Origin of the sequence: Salmonella sp. 32031103-2018-00083-FB-01-SM-01 (assembly GCF_017571995.1) — a bacterium.
Classification (GTDB): domain Bacteria; phylum Pseudomonadota; class Gammaproteobacteria; order Enterobacterales; family Enterobacteriaceae; genus Salmonella; species Salmonella enterica.
On the sequence record NZ_JAGEQL010000003.1, the window covers coordinates 533,228 to 554,987 of the forward strand.

Below are 21,760 nucleotides of genomic sequence, written 5' to 3' on the forward strand. Positions count from 1 at the left end.
ACAGGCATATATTGCCTGCAAAATAAGGTTAACGAGGGCAACGATAAACGTTCCCGCTTAACGTGACATTGGTTTGTTTGCTTGAGCCCGAACCGTGCCATGAACTTCCTGTCTGGCCTGCACGCTGGGTTAACAGGACTACCGTATTGCCGCCCATTTTATAAGCTTTGTTTTTCAGATCGTTACGGGCACCCGTTTCCAGGTTACTGTTGGAAGTCCAGCCACCGGTAAAGAAATTCCCCTGGCTGCCCATGATATCTCCTAAGTAGCTGCATTCCTTACCTGGCTCGCTGGTCATCACCCGTACCTGTTCAGCGCCATAATTCAACGAATTAGCACTACATGCGGTTAAAGCCAAGCCGACGAAACATACTAAGATCTTTTTCATACTAATACCTGGTCTATTAATCATTAAATAATAACGCGTTCTTGCTTCTGAACGCCGTCAAGGAACTATATTTAAGATGTAACGAATGTCTTTCATTTGCTGAAGAAAAGTCTCTGTCATGATGCTATCATGTATGCTTGAGGCTATTTCTTGTTCAGTTTTTTCAATATGCTCTCTGAGCCTTATTTTTGTTTTTTCGTCAAGCGCCGAGATAAGTATCTTAATGGCAAGCAGCAAAGTAGGATTGATGCTTTCACACTCTCTCATCGTTAACTTTTTCATCTTGTTTGCTTCAAGCCTGATCGGCGTTTTTGTCTACACGGCAAATTTTAGATGCGAAGATATGGCGACTTCTTTGGTAAATAAATAGCAAATGGAAAAAGCGTTTGAAGCCATATTTACGACAGATACGCAATCTATGAATGTACAAAGTCTTACGACTCATGCCATAGCTACTGGCGATCTGACTCATCGACTTTTTATATAAAAAGTGCCATAACAACTCCTCCTCCTTTTTTGTCAACGGCGCAAGTTCACCGACCGCTACATCGTTTGCACAAGCGTATTTAATGAAATGTTCAATAAAAACAGGCTTTGCCAAATCGGGATCGATATCAGGATCTCTATCGCAGCCATGTGGATAAAGTTTTCCAATATCTCTGCGCGTGAGCCAGATTCGACGAGCATGTGGATAATGCTGCATGAGCGCCTTAAAACCTTTCCAGACCCCCTGAATCAAAACTCGTCCATCAATAATAATTATGATATCTTCGCTAGCTGATATCTGACACGAATTATATTCTCCATTGAGTGGGAACATAAAGCACTTCCCATCCTCAAAGAGTGAAGCGATGCCTAAATAAGTATAATAATCATCCGTTAAAACTATACCTATCGTTTTTAACGGAAGTTGTTCCGATAGTGAATTTATCATAATTTCATCAATAGAATAACGCTACGGTGAGTGTTTTATCTTCCTCTTAAGATTACCTGAGCGATCATAACCATCCCTATTCTGTAGCAGCGCCATATTATTTTTAATTCCTTGCCATAAACGTAACGCTTATACTTTTAATATCAGAAGCGATAACCTACGCTGACACCAAATGTATTGGTATCCACAGCGAAGAAACGACTGGCTTCCCATGATGCATCGATAGATATACTCTTAACTGGATTAAATATTACGCCAGCGCCGTAGGCAAAGGAGTCTTCTTTTGAGTGTTTATTAAATTTCATCGTCGCTATACCCGCATTGCCGTACAGGCTCACATAGTCATTAAAACGATATGTTGGTCCAAACATCAAAGAACCATAGTCCACAGAATCGGAACCATTTTTATGCAACTTCCCCTCTTTCCAGGTGTAGTTCTCCATTTCATTGCGCGTCGCGGTGAATGAGCCTAACATCCCCCAGGTCTCATTGAACTCGTAACGATATTTAAAATTAAAGCCTCGCAGATCTTTGCTATCGCTATTTTTCAATGAACTGAGATGAGTTTGTGCATAACCAAACGATACGGTGTGCTGATCGTTAGCCAAAGCTAAAGGTGACGCTAATAATAAACCTAAAAAAACAAGGAACGAAGACCGTCTTTTCATTAAAACCACTCCATTTTTGATATATAATTAAGGCGGTACCGGAACTTATGGCACACAAATAGCATTTAGATTAAGAGCACCTAATGCGCTTATTACCAGTCATGCCAACTGCGGAGGTAATATAACCTGATATATTCGATAATGGATATGAAATCAGTCTTACAGAGTTCTTACTTTTTTATTAATAGCGGATTCATAGTTGCTTCAGACCCGCTCCTGGCATCTTATCCGTCAGGCGGGCTGCGAGAGGTTATCAGCGAGTATCAGTTACCTCCATGAAGAGTAAAAAATTCATAACTAATTGTTTTATATGTATTTTAATTGATTATTGAGTTAACCTTTACCTTTGCGGAGGGCAATTTCGCAACTCGCTTTCTGACGCATTCAGACAACATTCAGATCTACTGCGCGGTACAAACGTTATAAAGCTGCCGATTAAGAGAATAGAAAAAGGTTTTCTCACCCACTTTAGATATTCGAATCTCATTAGCCGCTTCCGGATGCAAAACCCGTAAATGTGATAACAGATCGCCAGCCGTGTCCGTGGCAAAGACTTTTACCTGGGATACTTCGAACGTATAAACACCAGGCGCTGTTCGATGTAAATTTTTCATATACACGTCCCGGTATAATATTTTTACACCGTTATCTTTTGTTTTTATTTCATATTGAAGCGTAATTCTCTTCATCTTAAAATCAAGAACAAGACTGCCATCGGCATGGATATCTTTAGGCTGTATCGTCGTTACCGTTCTTGTCGTACATAAAAATTCATTAGTATTAATAGAACTATGGTTACTGTTTCGTACCCAAACTACCATCAGTACGACTGAAACAGCCAACATACCAAGCGTCGCCACGCTTAATAACGTTCTTTTATGGAAATGCATTTCGGCTCCGCTATATCAAGTTGGTTAAGACACTGGACAAAAATATTTGTATTAGGAACGCGAATGTAATAAATGATTTTTCCGTTTTGTTTATGTATTTCATTACTCATCTCGGAGTACGCTTCAACGATATCCGTCAGATGGGTTTTATCATGCCCTACACTATAAAAAGTGTATCCATCATACGAACCCTGGAGGGTAAAGTAATCAATATTTTCACCCTTAACTTTATACATCATAAAAAACATCAGAAGCGCGGCCAGGCAAAAGTAGAGCCAATCTTTTTTATTCACAGCGCCCGGTATTGGGGTAATAATAGTGTCATCGTGTCGCACTTCAACCGTCGATAATTCTGTTTCAGCAACAGCAGGCAACGGCATATTTTGCGCCTCATCACTCAACGGTTCAATGGAAACTGAGAGTAAAACACCCACGCGGGGACGAGTCACAACAGACGCCCCCTTAAGACCAATTTTATCAAATGATCCTCGTAGCTGGTTAATCAGTTTGTAATAACTGGCATCAGAGACCACGACACCTTTGCGCCCCCAGACATAGTTAATTAAATCATCTTTTTTAAAAAGGCCTTCATGAAAAGCGATAAGCAAACTGCGTTCCGATTCAGATATCGTTATCGACTCTCCGGCGCAGGAAAGCGTCATTCGTTCACAATCAAGAATAACTCTTTTGTCAATCAGATAATTGTTCTGACTCATAAAAATATCCGCCCCAGTGCTATCACGTTTCTTCACGGCATAAACATATTACCAGGATATATCGCGCTATTGAATTTTTTTCCGTAGCGAGCTCCTGTATTATTCAGCCACCAGGCCGCTCGCGGATCCGTTTTCCCCCTTGAGTAAACCATTTTGCCTCTGGGCCGACTTGCCAAGCCAGCTCATAAAGTCATTAGCCCCCATCGGCCTGGCATAAAGAAATCCCTGAACGAATCCTACCCCGTGGCTTAAGATGTAACGCAATTGGTGCTGGGTACTGACCCCTTCGGCAACCACATTGAGCCCCAGTCGCTGACTCAGCGTAATGATAGTATCCAGGACAGGAACATCATTGCTGCTGGTATCAATGGTATCGATAAACGTTCTGTCTATTTTAAGGTAGTCTACAGGTAATTGCTGGAGATAGGAGAGTGAGCAATAGCCGGTCCCAAAATCATCAATCGCTATTAACACGCCTTTTTCACGGAGCGTTGAAAGTTTTTCTGCGACCTGTGAAGGTTCTACAATCAGGCTACGCTCGGTGAGCTCCAACATAAGCGTTATCGTTCCCAAACGAGTCCTGAGCACCTCTATATCTTGTATAAAACCGTCATCCATAAGATGCGCAGGCGATATATTTACGCTGATATAGAAATCATCCGGTACAGTCCAGTTTATCACGTCATGAGCAATCAGTTCGAACAGATGACGAGAGAGTGGAATAATCATGCCTTCATTTTCTGCGGCGGTAATAAAAATATCCGGGGTTATAAAACGGCCATCCGGTTGCGGCCAGCGCATTAGCGCCTCCACGCCACCGCAACTACCGTATTTAACATTAAAAACAGGTTGATAATGTACCGTAAACTCATTGTGTGTTATTCCCCTGGCAATCTCCCGGGCCAGAGATAAACGTTTTAAATACCAGCGCCTGTAGAACAACATCATCCCTACAGAAAGACACAATGACAGCGGAACAAAAATAAAAAGGTTTTGTAACCAGTATGCCGATAACGTTGAGAAAGGGGTTCGTACCATCAGCTGGATAGTGTGATCGGTTGAGGTGAACCGCTGCGTTAAAAACGCCTTACCGCGCAACGTCGCAGCGCTGGTAATCGCCTCCCCTGCGCCGAATGTCAGGCTAAAGGCTGATGCTCTCTCTGCAGCCAATATCTCCATGAGCTCCTGGACATACTGCGAATCCACAATGACGAAAGCCGCTTTATTCGCTGCTACTTTTTTCACATAAACCACAACAAGGCGATTGGGTCCTTCGGCCATACTACCGATAGATCGCAACCACCGTTCCGGATAAGAAGCAGGTAAAGAAAGCCCTGCCAGCCGGGAAAAATGATAGCGTTCGGTTCCTGTGACAAAGGAGCAAGTGATATCACCATTTTCCAGAAACCCAATGTCACGGACATAAGGAGTGAAGGCCCGCGTTCTGGACAGTTCTTTCAGCGTGTCAGTGCAGGAACTCTCAGCCAGTCTGGCGGCTTTTCCGGCGACTTGCCAGGAGGCGGCAGATATATCCGCGCTAAACCGCAGCAGCGTATTGGCGCTGACGGCGATATCTCGTTTTAGCTGGAAGATACCCGCGAGTAACCCCACCAATATCATTACGATCAGTGGAACGGCAATAAACAACATCAGAAATAGCTTTCTTACTTTCAAATCATTGCCCTCTTACCGGCCTTCCTTTTGCCACTGTACGCTTTTATAGGATAACTAAAGTAACATTAATATAGAAAAGCAATATTGAGAGATAGGTTATACGTTCTTAATGATAGCAAGATAGCACTCCCTGTGCCGAAAATAGACAAGAAAATATCAATACCCAACAGGTGCAGGATACTATCGTTAAAATAAGCGATAGCAGATATCTAAAATACAGACGCATTCAATATGTTAGCCTGATACCAGGTTCGCTGCCTGATGAGGCGTAACCATCATGGAACGAATTCCCATCAATACAGGGATTATTGGCTACAACTCAACGTTACTACTGGTGGTACACACATTATACAAATGCCGATTAAGCGAAAACATGTAGGTATTTTTCCCAATTTTTACCATCTTTAACTCATTAATCGTACCAGGCTGTAACAGTCTCAACCAGGAAAACAAATCGCCAGCAGTATCAGACTCAAAAGTCTTAACTGAATTAACTTTAAAAGTAAATGTTTTCATACCCGTTCTGCGCAGTTTGCTGATGCAGATGTCACGAAAAAAAAGCCGTTTTTCTTTCGTATCGGTAGTAACATCGTAGTGTAGGGTAATCCTGCCGGATTTAAGATCCAGCACAAGTCCACCATCCATGTACAATTTTCGTGGCGCAATATACGCTTCTGATTTTGTCGTGCATATAAGATTATTGGTTCTATAAGAGTCACGATTTACCCACTCAAGCGCTATTACCGATCCGATTGCGACAATGGCGATAAATATTACAAATATAATCAGTAACGTTCTTTTACTGTAATACATTTTGGCACCGCCATTTCAACAGGATTTAAGCATTGCAGAAAAATATTCATGTTAGGCTCCCTGATATAATAAAGATGGCGTCCATTTTGCCGGTAAATTTTAATTTTTAGAGAGTTAAAAGCAAAAACTACTTCACTTAATGTGACCTTATCCTCTTTTGTTTTATAGATTGCATAATCGTTATATTCGCCAAGATATGTAAAAAAACTATCAGAGCTGTTACGAACAGGCGCTTTATATATAGTAAATACACCATAGAGCAATGCCAGAAGAATGGCTCCTGTTAATACCACAAATACGCTGTGACGTTTAATTTTGTAAAATATGTTCTCCCGAGCCGGGGTGCCCTTAACGTTTTCATCACTCACCTTTAGGGAGGTGATTTTTTTTATAGGTTCAATGGCAACAGACAGCGACACCCCCACCCGAGGGCGAGTTACGATATCAGATGGCTGTAGACCGATGCTACTAAAATCATTTCTCATTTGATTAATGAGTTTATAGTAACTTGATTCTGAGACGCAGCCTCCACGATTTTCCCAAACAAAATGAATAATATCTTCTTTTTTGTAAAGACCATGCCAAAAAGCAAGAAGCAGATGGGTCTCAGCTTCTGATATCCTGATTATCTCATTACCATGCGATAAGGTCATCTTCGTACTATCAAATACAACACGCTTATCAAGTAAAAATATGCTTTCATTCATGACAATCCTAAAGGTAACTGCATCCATCATTCAGACGACATATTATCATGCTCAAAAAAGAATTCAGCCCCCTAATTAACCTGAGTTTAACTTATAAGTCTCACTTATAGTAAACAATAATTGACACAAGTATTACCTGCACATTACAAATCAAACAGTTATAGGTAAATCTGAACACTTTTCTTTACCTTAACGCAAACTCAGGAAACTTCTGAAAGGCCAAAAGTAAGAAAAAAGTAAGACTAATTATACTGTTTCAGAAGCACATTTCAGAAAATTTACCTTAATCTCACCATCGTATTATCCATCGGGAGGTTTAACTGATGCGGATTTTACATAGCAAAAATGTGCAGGTTTGTATTGCAACATAGTCTATCTATTCAGACGCGGAGAGAATTGTTATCGGATTACACTCAATCAAATGATAACACTATCAGTTGTACTAATGAGATGTATGGACGAAAGCGCTTATCGCTCTATTTCATGATAAGAGAAATAAGTCTGTTTGTTTTATATCGCATTATCAATAGTCAGGAGGGTATAGCTCACATCCAAAAATAGAGTTAATGATCGTTATTTTTACCACTCCTCCATAAGCACGAAACATTCGGGCGAATTGCACTCGTCCTGAAAAAGTAAAGATTAATACAGGAACATTATCATATGTCTATGAAAAAGTATTTAGCAATGATCACAGGCTCACTTCTTGTCTCCAGCAGCGCGATGGCTGTTTCTGATAACACCATCACCTTTCAAGGGGAAGTCTCTGATGAAACATGCTCTGTCGTGATTAATGGTAATCAGGCTAAACCCGTCGTGTTATTACCAACAGTAAGTACTAAAGATTTATCAGAACAAGGGAAAACTGCGGGGCCAATAACGTTTGATATTGGGCTGTCCGGGTGTACCGGCTCTAAGGACAAAACAACAAAAATTTCCACTGTCTTTGTCGGTAATCAGGTCACCAGTAACGGTAACCTGGGTAATACTGGCAGCGCGAAAAATGTTGAAGTCCAATTACTCGACACTTCAGGGGAGCCAATCAATCTGACCGGCGGCTTTACTGGCGACGGCGACCTACAGCTGGAACCAAATGCTTCTGAAGCGAGCGCGACTTATACCGCGCGGTATTACTCTACCGGGAAAGCAGAGGCTGGGACAGTCGCTGCCACCCTACAATACGCCGTTTCGTATAAATAATTGTCGCTACGGTCTGGCGTTGAAACGCCAGACCATTTTCAATCGCCAGGGAGTTGTTGAGATGAAAATGGATACCCGACATTCCGCATTATATTACTTAATAGTTTTTCTATTGCTGGCCCTACCCGCCACAGCATCGTGGGCGAGCGTTACTATTTTGGGTAGCCGAATAATTTACCCATCAACAGCCTCCTCCGTAGATGTGCAGTTAAAAAATAATGATGCAATACCTTATATCGTACAAACCTGGTTTGACGATGGCGATATGAATACCAGCCCGGAAAATAGCAGCGCGATGCCGTTCATTGCCACGCCGCCGGTATTTCGTATTCAACCCAAAGCAGGCCAGGTTGTACGCGTAATTTATAACAACACGAAAAAATTGCCGCAGGATCGTGAGTCAGTATTCTGGTTTAACGTATTACAGGTACCACCAACGAATATTGGCAGCGACAGCGGGCAAAATAAAATGTTGGTAATGCTGCGCTCAAGAATAAAACTTTTCTATCGTCCTGACGGGCTAGGTAAACCTGATAATCTGGCGAAAAAATTACAGATTAAAACGGTAAATAAGGGTTCCGGAAAAAGCGGTATTGTTATTGTTAATCCGCAGCCCTGGTTTGCCTCTTTAAGTAACCTGAATGTAAAAGTGAACGGCGCTTCGTATAATCTGGATGCTGACATGATTGCCCCTTTCTCCAGTCAAACCTGGTGGCTGCCGGGCAAGCGGTCACTCAAATCCTTCTCCGGTACAGTCACCGTTACTTTGGTTAACGACCTGGGCGCAAGGATAAGCGAGAGCTACGATGTCCCCCACCATTAATTTGAACCGCAAAAGCCTTGCGCTATTGATCGCCATAGTTTGCTCAGGCTCCGCGCAGGGTGAAGAGTATTATTTTGATCCTGCGCTACTTCAGGGGGCCACTTACGGACAAAATATTGCCCGTTTTAATGAACAGCAAACGCCTTCCGGAGACTATCTTGCCGACGTTTACGTTAATGGCACGCTGGTAACCTCGAGCACTAATATTCGATTTAATGCTGTAAAAGAGGGACAACAGACTGAACCCTGTCTGCCCTTATCGGTGATGAAAGCGGCACAGATAAAATCACTCCCCGCGACCGACGCTGCGACCGAGTGTCGCCCGCTCAGGGAGTGGGTACCTCATGCCGGCTGGCAATTTGATAGCGCCACGCTTCGCCTGTTGCTGACGATTCCAATGACCGAACTTACGCACAAACCGCGCGGTTATATCTCCCCTTCAGAGTGGGATAGCGGCGCGCTGGCGCTGTTTTTACGCCATAACACAAACTGGACCCGCACCGAAAATACCGACAGCCATTATCGCTACCAATACTTATGGAGCGGTTTAAACATGGGCGTTAACCTTGGACTTTGGCAGGTCCGTCATCAAAGTAATCTGCGCCATGCCAATAGCAACCAGAGCGGAAGCGCCTGGCGCTATAATAGCGTTCGAACCTGGGTGCAAAGACCTGTCGCGTCTATTAACAGTATTCTGTCGCTGGGCGATAGCTATACAGACTCCAGCTTATTCGGCAGTCTGTCTTTTAACGGAGCTAAACTAGTCACCGACGAGCGGATGCGCCCGCAGGGCAAACGCGGTTATGCGCCGGAAGTTCGGGGCGTAGCGGCCAGTAGCGCGCACGTGGTAGTAAAACAACTGGGGAAAGTGATTTATGAAACCAACGTTCCGCCGGGCCCATTTTATATTGACGATCTGTACAACACCCGTTATCAAGGCGATCTGGAGGTAGAGGTTATCGAGGCCAGCGGTAAAACCTCACGTTTCACCGTGCCTTATTCTTCCGTGCCGGATTCGGTTCGCCCCGGTAACTGGCACTATTCGCTGGCCTTCGGCAGGGTTCGTCAGTACTACGATATTGAAAATCGGTTCTTTGAGGGAACGTTCCAGCACGGCGTTAATAACACCATTACCCTCAACCTCGGTTCACGAATTGCGCAGCGTTACCAGGCATGGCTGGCGGGCGGTGTCTGGGCCACCGGTATGGGCGCGTTCGGCCTTAACGCCACCTGGTCGAATGCGCGCGCAGAGCATAACGATCGCCAGCAAGGCTGGCGCGCGGAACTCAGTTACAGCAAAACGTTTACCACCGGCACTAACCTGGTACTGGCGGCTTATCGTTATTCAACCAACGGCTTTCGCGATCTTCAGGACGTGCTCGGCGTACGCCGGGAAGCAAAAACGGGGATTGATTACTACTCCGACACGCTGCATCAGCGCAATCGCCTGTCCGCGACGGTAAGCCAGCCGTTAGGATGGCTTGGCACGCTTAACCTCAGCGCCAGCACCGCAGACTACTACAATAACCAATCGCGTATAACACAGCTACAAATGGGGTATAGCAACCAGTGGCGGAATATAAGCTACGGGGTGAATATCGCACGACAGCGCACCACCTGGGATTACGATCGCTTTTATCACGGCGTTAACGAACCACTGGACGTGAGTAGCCGACAAAAATATACCGAAACCACAATGTCGTTTAATGTCTCTATACCGCTGGATTGGGGCGAAAACAGAACGTCTGTCGCCATGAATTATAACCAGTCCAGTCAAAGTCGTTCCTCAACCGTATCCATGACCGGCAGTAGTGGTGAAAACAGCGACCTGTCATGGTCGGTTTATGGCGGCTACGAGCGTTATCGCAATAGCAATAGCGATAGCAGCGCGCCAACGACGTTTGGCGGTAATCTACAACAAAACACCCGGTTTGGCGCACTTCGCGCCAACTATGACCAGGGCGATAACTATCGTCAGGAAGGACTGGGCGCGTCCGGCACCCTGGTACTTCACTCTGGCGGTCTGACGGCTGGCCCCTATACCAGCGATACCTTTGCGCTTATTCATGCCGATGGCGCGCAGGGCGCGATCGTACAAAATGGCCAGGGCGCTGTGGTTGATCGCTTTGGTTACGCCATTCTGCCTTCGTTATCTCCTTACCGCGTCAATAACGTTACGCTCGACACCCGTAAGATGCGCAGCGATGCCGAACTGACGGGAGGAAGTCAGCAGATTGTGCCCTATGCCGGCGCCATCGCGCGTGTCAATTTCGCCACTATCAGCGGCAAAGCGGTGCTGATCTCCGTGAAGATGCCGGATGGCGGCATACCGCCAATGGGCGCTGATGTTTTCAACGGTGAAGGCACAAACATCGGCATGGTCGGCCAGAGTGGGCAGATTTATGCCCGTATCGCCCATCCGTCGGGTTCTCTACTGGTGCGCTGGGGAACAGGGGCAAACCAGCGTTGCCGGGTTGCCTACCAACTCGATCTTCACACCAAGGAACCGTTTCTCTATCTGAACAAAATCTGCGAGAAGGAATAGCACAATGCTTTTTAGTTTCCGAACGCTATTGTTTATCACCAGCCTGTTCGTCAGCGCCGGAACATGGTCGTCATGTATCAAAGTCACCGATAAGAGCGCGCTCTCTGACGCGGCGATAAAAGCGGGCTACACGGCGCAAAACTGGATCGGCGCAACTGACACGAATACCGGTAATATCGGTTTGCCAACGGTGATTAGCATCAGTAATAGTGAAACATTTCAACCCTCCGGCACATTATTGGCCAGTGGGATCGGTAACTTCCTGACGGCCGCCACCGGCACGCCCTATTCCAGTAAACAGGTACTTTACCGCTGCGATACCGCCGATGCCGGGAAGCTCTATGAGATGTATTCGACAAATGGCGATAGCGCTTTTGCGGGGGCATTTTTTACTCCCGAAGTAGAAGGCGCCTATTATGATGTGGAGCGTAATGTTGCTGTCCGTATGACAAACCTCAGTACCGGCGAATATTACAGCCGTTTCTGGAAAGAACGCCAACTTACCGCAGACAGTTGGTTTCAGGATGACAAATATATTTATATTCCTGCCAGCGCGTTTAGCAACGTGTTATATGAGATGTTTAAAATTGACTCAAGAAAATATTTTGCCTACCAGAATCCAATGGACCGAGATACCTGGACGCAGCCTCGGGGTTATATCGCCTTTAAAGGCCCAGGCTTGATTACCGAGCGGATCCAAGCGGGACTGGATCATGCCAGCGATTATTATGGCTGGCCCGGCTATTGGCCCGGAGCATGGAGTACATATAATAGTGTCACCTATGTTCGCGGCGCGTTATGTAAAATCACAGATTATCCTGCGATCGTGAAAATTCCCCCTGTCGCCGTCGGCATATTAGCCGCCGGAGGCAATAGCCAGGCGCCTTTCCACGTCAGCCTGGAATGTGAGTCCGGCGCTGTGTCCAGTGCCCTCCCGTCCACCAGCGCCGCTAATGTCGCAATGGGGTTTGTCGTTAATCAACCCACCGCCGTGGCGGCGGCGCGTCGCCTGGGGCTAACCACATCCGCAGGCGGTCTGTCGTGGCTACTGGACACCCATTATGGCGAACCTGGCGTAGCTTCCGGAGTAGGTATCCGCATCTATAACGATGCCGGTACGCCAATTAACCTGTTACCCGATCGGATCAAGACAGGCACTGGCAACGCCCGAGGCTGGTATGGCTATAAAGATTTAACCACACGAGTATCATCCGGTTCAGTAGAAACCTACAGCGGTGATTTTACTGCCTCGCTTGAGGCGATCGGCGGACAAACAGTAACGGCAGGAAGCGTGAATGCGCAATTACAGGCAGTGGTTAGTTTTCAGTAAAGTCATATTAACGCTACTTGGGTTGACGGGATGGTATGGCCCGGCACAAGCCGCCGTTAATATTGACAGAACCCGAATTATTTTTGCTTCAGATGATGTCGCTCAATCGTTGACATTATCCAACGATAATACAACGCCGATGCTGTTACAGGTATGGACCGACGCCGGAAACATTGACGCCTCTCCGGATAACAGCAAAACGCCGCTGGTGGCGCTGCCGCCAGTATTTAAAATGCAGCCAGGGGAACTGAGAACGCTTCGCCTGCTCCTGAGTTCCCGCCAGCAGCTTGCAACGGACCGGGAGAGTCTCTTCTGGCTAAACATTTATCAGATACCGCCACTCCCCCATGACATTAAAAACAACCCGCGAAAACTGGTATTACCGCTTCGTTTGCGGCTAAAAATTTTAATTCGCCCGACCGGATTAAAAGCGCCAACGGAAGCGGAGGAGAAAAAATTACGCTTTATTGCTAAAGAAAATACTATACGGATAGTTAACCCCACCTCGTGGTATATGAGTTTAACACTAACGACGGATGACAAGAAAAGTATCGGCGATATCATGGTTGCGCCGAAAACAGCACTTGATGTGCCGCTAACACGCTCGCCAACGCCGGGAGCATCGATAAATTATGCAGTAATCAATGACTCCGGGAACTGGCGACAATATACCGCCATACTGGAAAAATATATTAGTAAGAGTGATTTTATTCCTGAGTTTTGATGGGAAATATTCAGGGATACGGTCGTATCCCTGAGACAAGCCAGAATTCAGCATGTACCATTGTCAAAAATAGCATTAAGCTGATATTTTTCTTTTTGCACGGCATCTTTGTTCTGTTGAGTTCCCTTCTCCTCAACAGACATATCCCATACGTTTTCATTATCTGACTCAATTAATGTGTAGAACGTATTATTATTACGCATCATATAACCGCGAAAATTATTTTCGATGCCCGTTGTCACAGGCTTAGTAGCCCCTGAGAATAACGAAAGGCATACCATGCAGAACGAATGCTTTCCGGACTGACGTCCTCATAGACATCTATACCATGCAAAACAAGTACACGAGAAAGAAAATGAGAAGATTGTTATGAAAGAAAAGTTTGTAACTACTTGATTGAGATGGTGCCGATAATAGGAGTCGAACCTACGACCTTCGCATTACGAATGCGCTGCTCTACCAACTGAGCTATATCGGCCCTGAGAAGGGTGTGTTCACGCGGGTGAATCACGGGATAGAAGGTTAAAACTAACCGGGCGGTGCGTCAATAGCCTTGCTACTCAACCGGCTATTTTTGCACCGCTCGACATTAATTACGCACGAATCGTACCATCGCCAAAGCCGATCCACTTATAGGTGGTAAGCGCTTCAAGCCCCATCGGACCGCGGGCATGTAATTTCTGCGTGCTGACCGCCACTTCTGCGCCAAGCCCAAACTGCCCGCCATCGGTAAAACGGGTAGAGGCGTTGACATAAACCGCAGCGGAATCCACTTCGTTCACGAAACGCGCAGCATTATGCATATCACACGTCAAAATCGCATCGGAGTGCTGAGTACCATGTTCGCGAATGTGGGCGATAGCGCCATCCATATTTTCGACCACCACAACGTTCAGATCCAGAGACAGAAACTCGTTATCCAGCTCTTCCGGTTTCAGCGGCACCAGTTTGGCAGGACCATGCAGTGCCTGTATGACGGTTTCATCCCCATGCAGCGTCACGCCACTCTCCGCCATCTGCTTGCTCAGCGCAGGCAAAAAACGTTCTGCGATGTCCTGATGCACCAGCAAGGTTTCCACCGTGTTACAAGTGCTCGGGCGCTGGGTTTTGGCGTTGACGATAATCTTCAGCGCCGGGGCGATGTCTGCGCTGCTATCGACAAAAATATGGCACACGCCAATCCCGCCGGTAATCACTGGGATTGTGGATTGCTCGCGGCACAGTTTATGCAAGCCTGCGCCGCCGCGCGGGATCAGCATATCGATGTACTTATCCATACGCAGCATTTCATTGACCAGCGAACGATCCGGATTATCAATTGCCTGAACCGCTGCCTCCGGTAAACCGCAAGCTTTCAGTGCCTTCTGAATGACACGAACGGTTGCGGCATTCGTGCGATGCGTCTCTTTCCCACCGCGTAGAATCACCGCATTACCGGTTTTCAGACACAAAGAAGCCACATCAACGGTAACATTCGGACGCGCCTCATAGATAACGCCAACCACGCCCAACGGCACGCGGCGGCGCTCCAGACGTAGCCCGCTGTCCAGCAGACCGCCGTCGATCACCTGCCCGACCGGGTCGGCGAGATTACAGACCTGGCGCACATCGTCAGCAATCGCTTTCAGACGCGCAGGGGTCAGCGCCAGGCGGTCCAGCATCGCTTCGCTCAGGCCGTTGGCTCGCGCCTGCTCAACATCTTGTACGTTCGCGCTGAGGATACTTTCCATTTGCGCTTCCAGTTCATCGGCTATTTTTTCCAGCACGCGATTTTTTTCGCCGCTGGAGAGCAGCGCCAGCTTATACGACGCCGCTTTAGCAGCAATGCCCATTTGTTCCAGCATATGCCTGTTCCTTATCGAGTAATCATGTCATCACGATGAACAGCGACCGGGCCATATTCATAGCCCAGAATCGCATCGATTTGTTGAGAGTGGTGGCCGGCTATCCGCCGCAGAGCATCACTGTTATAACGGCTGACGCCATGAGCGATATCACGCCCTTGCAGGTTACAAATTCTGATGACCTCCCCCCGCGAGAAATTGCCCGTCACGCTTTTGATGCCTTTTGGCAGAAGTGAACTGCCACGTTCCAGCATTGCCGCGGTCGCACCTTCATCAACCGTAATTTCGCCTGCCGGCGGCGCCCCGAAGATCCAACGTTTGCGGTTCTCCAGCGGCGAGGCTTGCGCATGAAAACGGGTGCCGACGGAAATCCCCTCCATCACATCGCCGATCACGCCCGGTTTACTGCCTGAGGCAATAATCGTATCAATACCCGCGCGACAGGCCACGTCTGCCGCCTGAAGCTTAGTGCTCATACCACCGGTCCCCAGTCCGGAAACGCTGTCTCCCGCGATAGAGCGCAGCGCATCGTCAACGCCATACACATCTTTGATAAGCTCCGCCTGCGGATTGCTACGCGGATCGGCGGTAAATAATCCTTGCTGATCGGTCAGCAGCAGCAGTTTATCCGCGCCTGCCAGGATCGCAGCCAGCGCGGAGAGGTTATCGTTATCGCCCACTTTAATTTCCGCTGTCGCAACGGCATCATTTTCATTGATAACCGGCACAATATGGTTATCCAGTAATGCACGCAGCGTATCGCGGGCGTTCAGAAAGCGCTCTCTGTCTTCCATATCCGCACGCGTCAACAGCATCTGCCCGATATGGATACCGTAAATTGAAAACAACTGCTCCCACAGTTGAATCAGGCGGCTTTGCCCTACCGCCGCCAGAAGCTGTTTAGAGGCGATCGTTGCCGGCAGTTCCGGGTAGCCGAGATGTTCACGTCCGGCGGCAATCGCGCCAGAGGTAACAATAACAATACGATGTCCCGCGGCGTGTAGCTGCGCACACTGGCGGACAAGTTCTACGATATGGGCACGGTTCAGGCGGCGCGATCCGCCTGTTAGCACGCTGGTGCCGAGTTTTACGACCAGCGTCTGGCTGTCACTCATGATTCTCTGCCGTTCAAAATAAGAAATAAAGACCAAATGAACGTTTTAGCAGGACTGGCTCCGGTTGCCAACAACCTGTACGCGTAGCGTGAAATTTTGTTGCGCAGGATCAGCAAGCGTAGCGGCAGAATTTGACCATTTTATTACCGCAACAATTAAACATATTTTTTTAAAAAAATTCTCACTTTGTCATAAATCTTTCATTACCGAACGTTAAAAACCTTCCTGTTTTTTACCGGGTCTCCCGACAAATCATAGCGCGTAATTAAAACAGGAATGGAAATGAATAAGAGCACTCTGGCAATAGTGGTGAGTATCATCGCATCAGCATCTGTTCACGCCGCCGAGGTTTACAATAAAAACGGTAATAAGCTTGATGTGTATGGAAAAGTTAAAGCCATGCACTATATGAGCGATTATGACAGCAAAGATGGCGATCAAAGCTACGTTCGTTTTGGTTTTAAAGGCGAAACGCAAATTAACGATCAATTGACCGGCTACGGGCGCTGGGAAGCTGAATTTGCCGGTAATAAAGCCGAAAGTGATTCGTCCCAGCAAAAAACCCGCCTGGCCTTTGCTGGCCTGAAATTAAAAGATATCGGTTCTTTTGACTATGGACGTAACCTGGGCGCGCTGTACGATGTTGAGGCCTGGACGGATATGTTTCCCGAATTCGGCGGCGACTCTTCCGCCCAGACCGATAATTTTATGACTAAACGCGCCAGCGGGCTGGCGACTTACCGCAATACCGATTTCTTCGGCATCGTTGATGGACTGGATCTTACCTTACAGTATCAGGGGAAAAACGAAAATCGCGATGTGAAAAAGCAAAACGGCGACGGCTTCGGCACATCCGTGAGCTATGATTTCGGCGGCAGCGATTTTGCCGTCAGCGGCGCTTATACTCTCTCCGATCGCACCAGGGAGCAAAATCTGCAGCGCCGCGGTACGGGCGATAAAGCCGAAGCCTGGGCTACGGGTGTAAAGTATGACGCTAATGATATTTATATTGCGACTTTCTATTCAGAAACCCGCAACATGACGCCAGTTTCCGGCGGATTTGCCAATAAAACCCAAAATTTCGAAGCGGTTATCCAGTATCAGTTTGATTTTGGTCTGCGTCCGTCATTAGGCTATGTGCTGTCAAAAGGCAAAGATATTGAGGGCGTCGGCAGTGAGGATTTGGTGAATTACATTGACGTTGGCGCAACCTATTACTTCAACAAAAATATGTCCGCGTTTGTAGATTACAAAATCAATCAGCTTGATAGCGATAACACGTTAGGCATTAATGACGATGATATTGTGGCAATAGGGTTGACCTACCAGTTCTGATAAGTCGCATTGTGCCTGATGGCGCTACGCCATCAGGCATGGCAGCAGGGTTATGCCGACAGTTTTACCGGCTCGTCGTTGAAATCGTCAGACGGCTCCAGCGCCAGCTCCATAGAAATCAGCAGGTCGCGTAGCTTTTCATGAAACTCGCGTAGCGTGTATTCCAGTCGCTCCACCACTTCGGTTTCGTTAATCGGCACTGCGGTCCAGTTGCCCTCTTTATCAAACAAACCAAACTGATAACGATAAGTGAAGCGTTTCTCTTGTGCTTCCAGCTCCATCCACCAGCCCCAAAATTCACGCTTCTCTGGCGCGGGCTTCACGTTGACGCAAACTGCCAGGCAATCGAAAAAAAAACGATTGTCTTCGCACTGCCCTTCCCGGATATAGGGGCCAAGCGCGGTAAATTTCTTGATCAATCTACTTTTCGGGTGTCCACTCGGTAACGTCATTGCGATCTCCTTTAATGAAGCAACTGTTTTACCAAATCAATAGAATTTATCAATCTATTAACACAATCTATGATTAATCCAGTCGGTAATTTCTTGCAGCGCGTGGTCAAAATTGCGGTACACCGGGTTAAAAGGGATCTCTATCAGCTTACCGTCTGAAGATGATGTTGTAATTAAGCGAGACTCTTCTTCCGGGCTGAAAGGATCGTTTTTCCAGAAGCCGGAAAGCATTGGCGTAGGACAACGTCTGCCCAGTAGCCCCTGTACTTTCAACGAATAGCGATTGAGCTCCACACGTAGCGCCTCATCCGAAGCATCATGCATACCCAGACGGCTGGCCAGCACATCCAGATACATCTCCGGCACCGTGCTCTGTCGTTGCGGATCGCTAAGTAGCGCATGGACCACCGGCCCCAGGCAAGCCACCGCTTTCAAACGCGGCGCTTCCAGATAGGCCAGACGCACCGCAACATTGGCGCCAAAACGGAAACCAAACGCCGCAACACGGGTATGATCTACCCAGGGGACATTAGGAAGCGCTTTTAACACATGCTGGTGGAGCAAGCTGGAATCCTGGGTTAATTTCCACTTTGATGAAAATCCAACCGAAGGCATATCAAGCGTTAACATCGCGATACCGCGCGGCGCGAAATAGCGTTCATACAGGGTGTAATAGTCGGTTTGCATGGCGTCCAGGCCGCCGCACATGAGCACCGTCGGAAACGGACCATCCCCTTTCGGCATATGTAAAAACGCGGTGACAGGCGAACCGCCAGGAACGGCAAATTCCATTTCACGTAACGAGCCGGGCAACCGCTGCGCGGCCTCTTCATAGGCGCGATTCGCCAGCGCCTGCGCCTGCTCCGCCAGCTCATCGCCCTTCAAATGCGGGTAGGCGGCAATGTTATAGAGCGTTGAGGCATGAAGCCAGTAGCGTCCGCTGCGCATGGCGTCCTGTTCCTGACAGGCTTTCTGCTGCCAGTCCATCGCCTGCTTTGCCCACTCATAAATCCAGTTGCCGCCGCGGTAACCGATGACCGTATCGTATAAATCATCATCCGTTCGCTCTGCGTCGCTCATCACAATGCGCGCCTGCACATCAAGGATTTCTCGTGGGTCAACGCCGCGCCAAATCCACATCAGGCGGTTTATCATGCGATACCAGTGCGGAACGTTCTTACCGTCCAGCGCGGATTGCATGGGCGGCTGCGACCCACGATTGAACCGACGGACAAGGGTAGACGTTTCAGTATGTTTAAAGCGGGGTTTGAACAGGGTTTCGCTGAGGTTAGCCTGTGTCATTCGTGCAGCCTCCTTGGATACTCATAGAGGCTTATTGTAACCAATAAAACAGCGCCCGGCATTGCCGGGCGCTCTGAAAAGCTGCTGATTAACGACCTGAAATCGGCGGTACAAATACCACACCCATATCCCAGGGCTGCTCAATCCAGGTGTTCTGAGGAATATCAATAACATAATCATCAACCAGCGGACGGCCCGCCGGTTTAGCGAAAATCGTGACGAAATGCGCTTTAGGGTACATTTCGCGAATCGCGACGGCGGTACCGCCGGTATCGACCAGATCGTCGATGACGATAAAGCCTTCGCCGTCGCCTTCTGCACGTTTCAGCACTTTCAGTTCGCGCTGGTTATCGTGATCGTAGCTGGAGATGCATACGGTATCGACATGACGAATGCCCAATTCACGCGCCAGTAGTGCGCCCGGTACAAGGCCGCCACGACTTACGGCAATAATGCCTTTCCATTGTTCTGAAGGCATGAGGCGGCTCGCCAGTTTGCGTGCGTGAATCTGCAACATGTCCCAGGTGACGACGTATTTTTCGCTCATGTGAAGTGTCCCAGCCTGTTTATCTACGGCTTAAAAAGTGTTCGAGGGGGAAATAGTTGCGCGAGATTATAGAGACCTGACGCGCTAAAAACCAGTGTTTAGCGGAATCCACGCCTCTTTTTGTATGCTTTATACTACCCGCAGGCGGAGAAAGTGGTATTCTCAGTCGCATCTCGTAAGAGTTATCAATTCCGCTAACCCTGTGGCCTGTAAGAACGTTTTTCAGACCACCGCCAAGGAGACTTATCGTGTCTGAACTGTCTCAGTTATCACCACAACCTTTGTGGGATATTTTTGCCAAAATCTGTTCTATTCCTCACCCGTCCTATCACGAAGAGCAACTCGCGGAACATATTGTGAGTTGGGCCAAAGAGAAAGGCCTTTACGTGGATCGCGACCAGGTCGGTAATATTCTGATCCGTAAGCCCGCCACTGCAGGTATGGAAAATCGCAAGCCGGTCGTTTTACAGGCGCATCTGGATATGGTGCCGCAAAAAAATAGCGACACCGTTCACGACTTCACTACAGATCCTATCCAGCCTTATATTGATGGCGAATGGGTTAAAGCGCGCGGTACTACGCTCGGCGCCGACAATGGTATTGGAATGGCTTCTGCGTTAGCGGTACTGGCTGATGATAATGTCGTCCATGGCCCGCTGGAAGTGCTGCTGACCATGACCGAAGAAGCCGGCATGGATGGCGCGTTCGGCCTCCAGTCCGGCTGGTTGCAGGCCGACATCCTGATCAACACCGACTCTGAAGAAGAAGGTGAGATCTATATGGGCTGCGCAGGCGGCATCGATTTTACCTCTAATCTGCCGTTGACCCGTGAAGCTGTACCCGCAGGATTTGCGTGCTTTAAGCTAACCCTGAAAGGTCTGAAAGGCGGCCACTCCGGTGGTGAAATTCACCTCGGCCTTGGCAATGCCAACAAATTGCTGGCGCGTTTTCTGGCCGGGCACGCAGAAGAACTGGATCTGCGTCTGATCGATTTCAACGGCGGCACGCTGCGTAACGCGATTCCGCGCGAAGCGTTCGCTACCCTCGCCGTTTCCGCAAACAACGTAGGCGCTCTGAAAACATTAGTGAACGCTTACCAGGATATTCTGAAAAACGAACTGGCGGAAAAAGAGAAAAACCTGACGCTGCAACTCAATGAGGTTGCTAGTGATAAAGCCGCATTGACCGCGCCGTCACGCGATACCTTTGTGCGCCTGCTGAACGCAACGCCGAACGGCGTGATCCGCAATTCAGACGTAGCGAAAGGCGTAGTGGAAACATCGCTAAACGTTGGCGTGGTCACAATGTCTGATGCGAATGTCGAAATTCACTGCCTGATTCGCTCTCTTATCGACAGCGGTAAAGATTATGTGGTGAGTATGCTGGATTCGCTGGGCAAGCTGGCTGGCGCGAAAACCGAAGCAAAAGGCAGCTATCCTGGCTGGCAGCCCGATGCGAACTCGCCGGTCATGCACCTGGTGCGGGAAACCTATCAGCGTCTGTTCAACAAGACACCGAACATCCAGATTATCCACGCCGGCCTGGAATGCGGTCTGTTTAAGAAACCCTATCCGGATATGGACATGGTTTCTATTGGGCCTACCATTACCGGACCTCACTCTCCGGATGAGCAGGTACATATCGAAAGCGTCGGCCACTACTGGACTCTGCTGACCGAATTGCTGAAAGCGATTCCTGCGAAGTAAGAAAGCGCTAAAATGCCCGTCCCATTTCTGGACGGGCTAGCAATATG

Annotated in this window: 20 protein-coding genes, 1 tRNA gene and 2 pseudogenes; 7 read left to right on the forward strand and 16 right to left on the reverse strand. The window is 47.8% G+C overall.

Features of this window, described 5'->3' with window-relative positions; all coding sequences use genetic code 11:
* Positions 1–28 precede the first annotated feature (28 nt).
* From J4614_RS12240 to J4614_RS12280, 9 genes and pseudogenes are all read right to left on the reverse strand, one after another.
* On the reverse strand, positions 29–388 hold the full coding sequence (locus J4614_RS12240; protein WP_208293187.1) for a DUF4156 domain-containing protein: 360 nt from the start codon (positions 386–388) through the stop codon (positions 29–31).
* Positions 389–445: 57 nt separating this feature from the next.
* Positions 446–670: a membrane protein gene (locus J4614_RS12245; RefSeq protein WP_000737124.1), complete on the reverse strand. Its 225-nt coding sequence runs from the start codon at positions 668–670 to the stop codon at positions 446–448.
* Positions 671–680: 10 nt separating this feature from the next.
* Entirely contained in the window at positions 681–1,322 is a 642-nt protein-coding gene (locus J4614_RS12250) for a helix-turn-helix transcriptional regulator (RefSeq protein WP_000610824.1), read from the reverse strand.
* A gap of 143 nt (positions 1,323–1,465) precedes the next feature.
* Positions 1,466–1,990, reverse strand: a complete 525-nt coding sequence (locus J4614_RS12255; protein ID WP_000830237.1) for an Ail/Lom family outer membrane beta-barrel protein — start codon at positions 1,988–1,990, stop codon at positions 1,466–1,468.
* 401 nt (positions 1,991–2,391) lie between these two features.
* The gene (locus tag J4614_RS12260) at positions 2,392–2,880 is read right to left on the reverse strand and encodes a hypothetical protein (RefSeq protein ID WP_000545418.1); all 489 of its coding nucleotides are present in this window, start codon (positions 2,878–2,880) and stop codon (positions 2,392–2,394) included.
* Positions 2,853–3,596, reverse strand: a complete 744-nt coding sequence (locus J4614_RS12265; protein ID WP_001527382.1) for a hypothetical protein — start codon at positions 3,594–3,596, stop codon at positions 2,853–2,855. The genes J4614_RS12260 and J4614_RS12265 overlap by 28 nt, the downstream gene beginning before the upstream one ends.
* A 99-nt stretch (positions 3,597–3,695) precedes the next feature.
* Positions 3,696–5,270, reverse strand: coding sequence for an EAL domain-containing protein (locus J4614_RS12270; RefSeq protein ID WP_072105317.1), 1,575 nt, complete (start codon positions 5,268–5,270; stop codon positions 3,696–3,698).
* 512 nt (positions 5,271–5,782) lie between these two features.
* A pseudogene (locus tag J4614_RS12275) lies at positions 5,783–6,083 on the reverse strand (hypothetical protein).
* Complete coding sequence (locus tag J4614_RS12280; RefSeq protein WP_208293188.1) at positions 6,056–6,790, reverse strand: hypothetical protein; 735 nt, start codon at positions 6,788–6,790, stop codon at positions 6,056–6,058. Before J4614_RS12280 ends, J4614_RS12275 begins: the two are co-directional and overlap by 28 nt.
* 663 nt (positions 6,791–7,453) lie before the next feature.
* Here J4614_RS12280 and J4614_RS12285 point away from each other — a divergent pair.
* From J4614_RS12285 to stbE, 5 genes are all read left to right on the forward strand, one after another.
* The gene (locus tag J4614_RS12285) at positions 7,454–7,990 is read left to right on the forward strand and encodes a fimbrial protein (RefSeq protein WP_000062033.1); all 537 of its coding nucleotides are present in this window, start codon (positions 7,454–7,456) and stop codon (positions 7,988–7,990) included.
* A gap of 61 nt (positions 7,991–8,051) precedes the next feature.
* On the forward strand, positions 8,052–8,813 hold the full coding sequence (gene stbB, locus J4614_RS12290; RefSeq protein ID WP_000781492.1) for a fimbrial biogenesis chaperone StbB: 762 nt from the start codon (positions 8,052–8,054) through the stop codon (positions 8,811–8,813).
* On the forward strand, positions 8,797–11,358 hold the full coding sequence (locus J4614_RS12295) for a fimbrial outer membrane usher protein (protein WP_208293189.1): 2,562 nt from the start codon (positions 8,797–8,799) through the stop codon (positions 11,356–11,358). Before stbB ends, J4614_RS12295 begins: the two co-directional genes overlap by 17 nt.
* Positions 11,359–11,362: 4 nt before the next feature.
* Complete coding sequence (gene stbD / locus J4614_RS12300) at positions 11,363–12,688, forward strand: fimbrial usher protein StbD (protein WP_000899094.1); 1,326 nt, start codon at positions 11,363–11,365, stop codon at positions 12,686–12,688.
* Entirely contained in the window at positions 12,654–13,412 is a 759-nt protein-coding gene (gene stbE, locus J4614_RS12305; protein WP_001247025.1) for a fimbrial biogenesis chaperone StbE, read from the forward strand. The genes stbD and stbE overlap by 35 nt, the downstream gene beginning before the upstream one ends.
* Before the next feature lie 47 nt (positions 13,413–13,459).
* On the opposite strand, the pseudogene J4614_RS12310 reads toward stbE, so the two are convergent.
* The 4 genes and pseudogenes from J4614_RS12310 to proB all read right to left on the reverse strand — a co-directional run.
* Positions 13,460–13,660 (reverse strand): annotated as a pseudogene (locus J4614_RS12310) (hypothetical protein); the annotation flags it as partial.
* A gap of 154 nt (positions 13,661–13,814) precedes the next feature.
* A tRNA-Thr gene (locus tag J4614_RS12315) sits at positions 13,815–13,890 on the reverse strand.
* Positions 13,891–14,005: 115 nt separating this feature from the next.
* A complete protein-coding gene (gene proA / locus J4614_RS12320) occupies positions 14,006–15,256 on the reverse strand; it encodes a glutamate-5-semialdehyde dehydrogenase (protein ID WP_000893220.1) in 1,251 nt (416 codons plus the stop codon).
* Between the two features lie 11 nt (positions 15,257–15,267).
* On the reverse strand, positions 15,268–16,371 hold the full coding sequence (proB, locus tag J4614_RS12325) for a glutamate 5-kinase (RefSeq protein WP_001285275.1): 1,104 nt from the start codon (positions 16,369–16,371) through the stop codon (positions 15,268–15,270).
* A 282-nt stretch (positions 16,372–16,653) separates the two neighbouring features.
* On the opposite strand from proB, the gene phoE reads away from it, so the two are divergent.
* Positions 16,654–17,706 carry a phosphoporin PhoE gene (gene phoE / locus J4614_RS12330; protein WP_001043672.1) on the forward strand — a complete coding sequence of 351 codons (1,053 nt, stop codon included), beginning with the start codon at positions 16,654–16,656 and terminating at the stop codon, positions 17,704–17,706.
* Positions 17,707–17,756: 50 nt separating this feature from the next.
* Here phoE and crl read toward each other — a convergent pair whose 3' ends face one another.
* The 3 genes from crl to gpt all read right to left on the reverse strand — a co-directional run bounded on the left by crl (position 17,757) and on the right by gpt (position 20,007).
* Entirely contained in the window at positions 17,757–18,158 is a 402-nt protein-coding gene (crl, locus tag J4614_RS12335; protein ID WP_000174693.1) for a sigma factor-binding protein Crl, read from the reverse strand.
* 57 nt (positions 18,159–18,215) lie between these two features.
* Positions 18,216–19,460 (reverse strand): esterase FrsA, encoded by a 1,245-nt coding sequence (frsA, locus tag J4614_RS12340; RefSeq protein ID WP_000189586.1) that lies wholly within the window; start codon positions 19,458–19,460, stop codon positions 18,216–18,218.
* Between the two features lie 88 nt (positions 19,461–19,548).
* The gene (gene gpt / locus J4614_RS12345; RefSeq protein WP_001292018.1) at positions 19,549–20,007 is read right to left on the reverse strand and encodes a xanthine phosphoribosyltransferase; all 459 of its coding nucleotides are present in this window, start codon (positions 20,005–20,007) and stop codon (positions 19,549–19,551) included.
* Between the two features lie 248 nt (positions 20,008–20,255).
* Between gpt and pepD the strand changes: the two genes are divergently transcribed.
* Positions 20,256–21,713 carry a cytosol nonspecific dipeptidase gene (pepD, locus tag J4614_RS12350; protein ID WP_001292981.1) on the forward strand — a complete coding sequence of 486 codons (1,458 nt, stop codon included), beginning with the start codon at positions 20,256–20,258 and terminating at the stop codon, positions 21,711–21,713.
* Positions 21,714–21,760: the final 47 nt, after the last annotated feature.

Bases quoted from the DNA above. Each gene is read 5' to 3' on its own strand.
- phoE (WP_001043672.1), top strand. From the start codon at position 16,654: ATGAATAAGAGCACTCTGGCAATAGTGGTGAGTATCATCGCATCAGCA.
- J4614_RS12250 (WP_000610824.1), bottom strand. From the start codon at position 1,322: ATGATAAATTCACTATCGGAACAACTTCCGTTAAAAACGATAGGTATA.
- J4614_RS12240 (WP_208293187.1), bottom strand. From the start codon at position 388: ATGAAAAAGATCTTAGTATGTTTCGTCGGCTTGGCTTTAACCGCATGT.
- J4614_RS12255 (WP_000830237.1), bottom strand. From the start codon at position 1,990: ATGAAAAGACGGTCTTCGTTCCTTGTTTTTTTAGGTTTATTATTAGCG.
- J4614_RS12295 (WP_208293189.1), top strand. From the start codon at position 8,797: ATGTCCCCCACCATTAATTTGAACCGCAAAAGCCTTGCGCTATTGATC.
- crl (WP_000174693.1), bottom strand. From the start codon at position 18,158: ATGACGTTACCGAGTGGACACCCGAAAAGTAGATTGATCAAGAAATTT.
- J4614_RS12280 (WP_208293188.1), bottom strand. From the start codon at position 6,790: ATGAATGAAAGCATATTTTTACTTGATAAGCGTGTTGTATTTGATAGT.
- gpt (WP_001292018.1), bottom strand. From the start codon at position 20,007: ATGAGCGAAAAATACGTCGTCACCTGGGACATGTTGCAGATTCACGCA.
- stbD (WP_000899094.1), top strand. From the start codon at position 11,363: ATGCTTTTTAGTTTCCGAACGCTATTGTTTATCACCAGCCTGTTCGTC.
- J4614_RS12260 (WP_000545418.1), bottom strand. From the start codon at position 2,880: ATGCATTTCCATAAAAGAACGTTATTAAGCGTGGCGACGCTTGGTATG.
- proB (WP_001285275.1), bottom strand. From the start codon at position 16,371: ATGAGTGACAGCCAGACGCTGGTCGTAAAACTCGGCACCAGCGTGCTA.
- J4614_RS12285 (WP_000062033.1), top strand. From the start codon at position 7,454: ATGTCTATGAAAAAGTATTTAGCAATGATCACAGGCTCACTTCTTGTC.
- stbB (WP_000781492.1), top strand. From the start codon at position 8,052: ATGAAAATGGATACCCGACATTCCGCATTATATTACTTAATAGTTTTT.
- proA (WP_000893220.1), bottom strand. From the start codon at position 15,256: ATGCTGGAACAAATGGGCATTGCTGCTAAAGCGGCGTCGTATAAGCTG.
- stbE (WP_001247025.1), top strand. From the start codon at position 12,654: ATGCGCAATTACAGGCAGTGGTTAGTTTTCAGTAAAGTCATATTAACG.
- J4614_RS12245 (WP_000737124.1), bottom strand. From the start codon at position 670: ATGAAAAAGTTAACGATGAGAGAGTGTGAAAGCATCAATCCTACTTTG.
- J4614_RS12265 (WP_001527382.1), bottom strand. From the start codon at position 3,596: ATGAGTCAGAACAATTATCTGATTGACAAAAGAGTTATTCTTGATTGT.
- frsA (WP_000189586.1), bottom strand. From the start codon at position 19,460: ATGACACAGGCTAACCTCAGCGAAACCCTGTTCAAACCCCGCTTTAAA.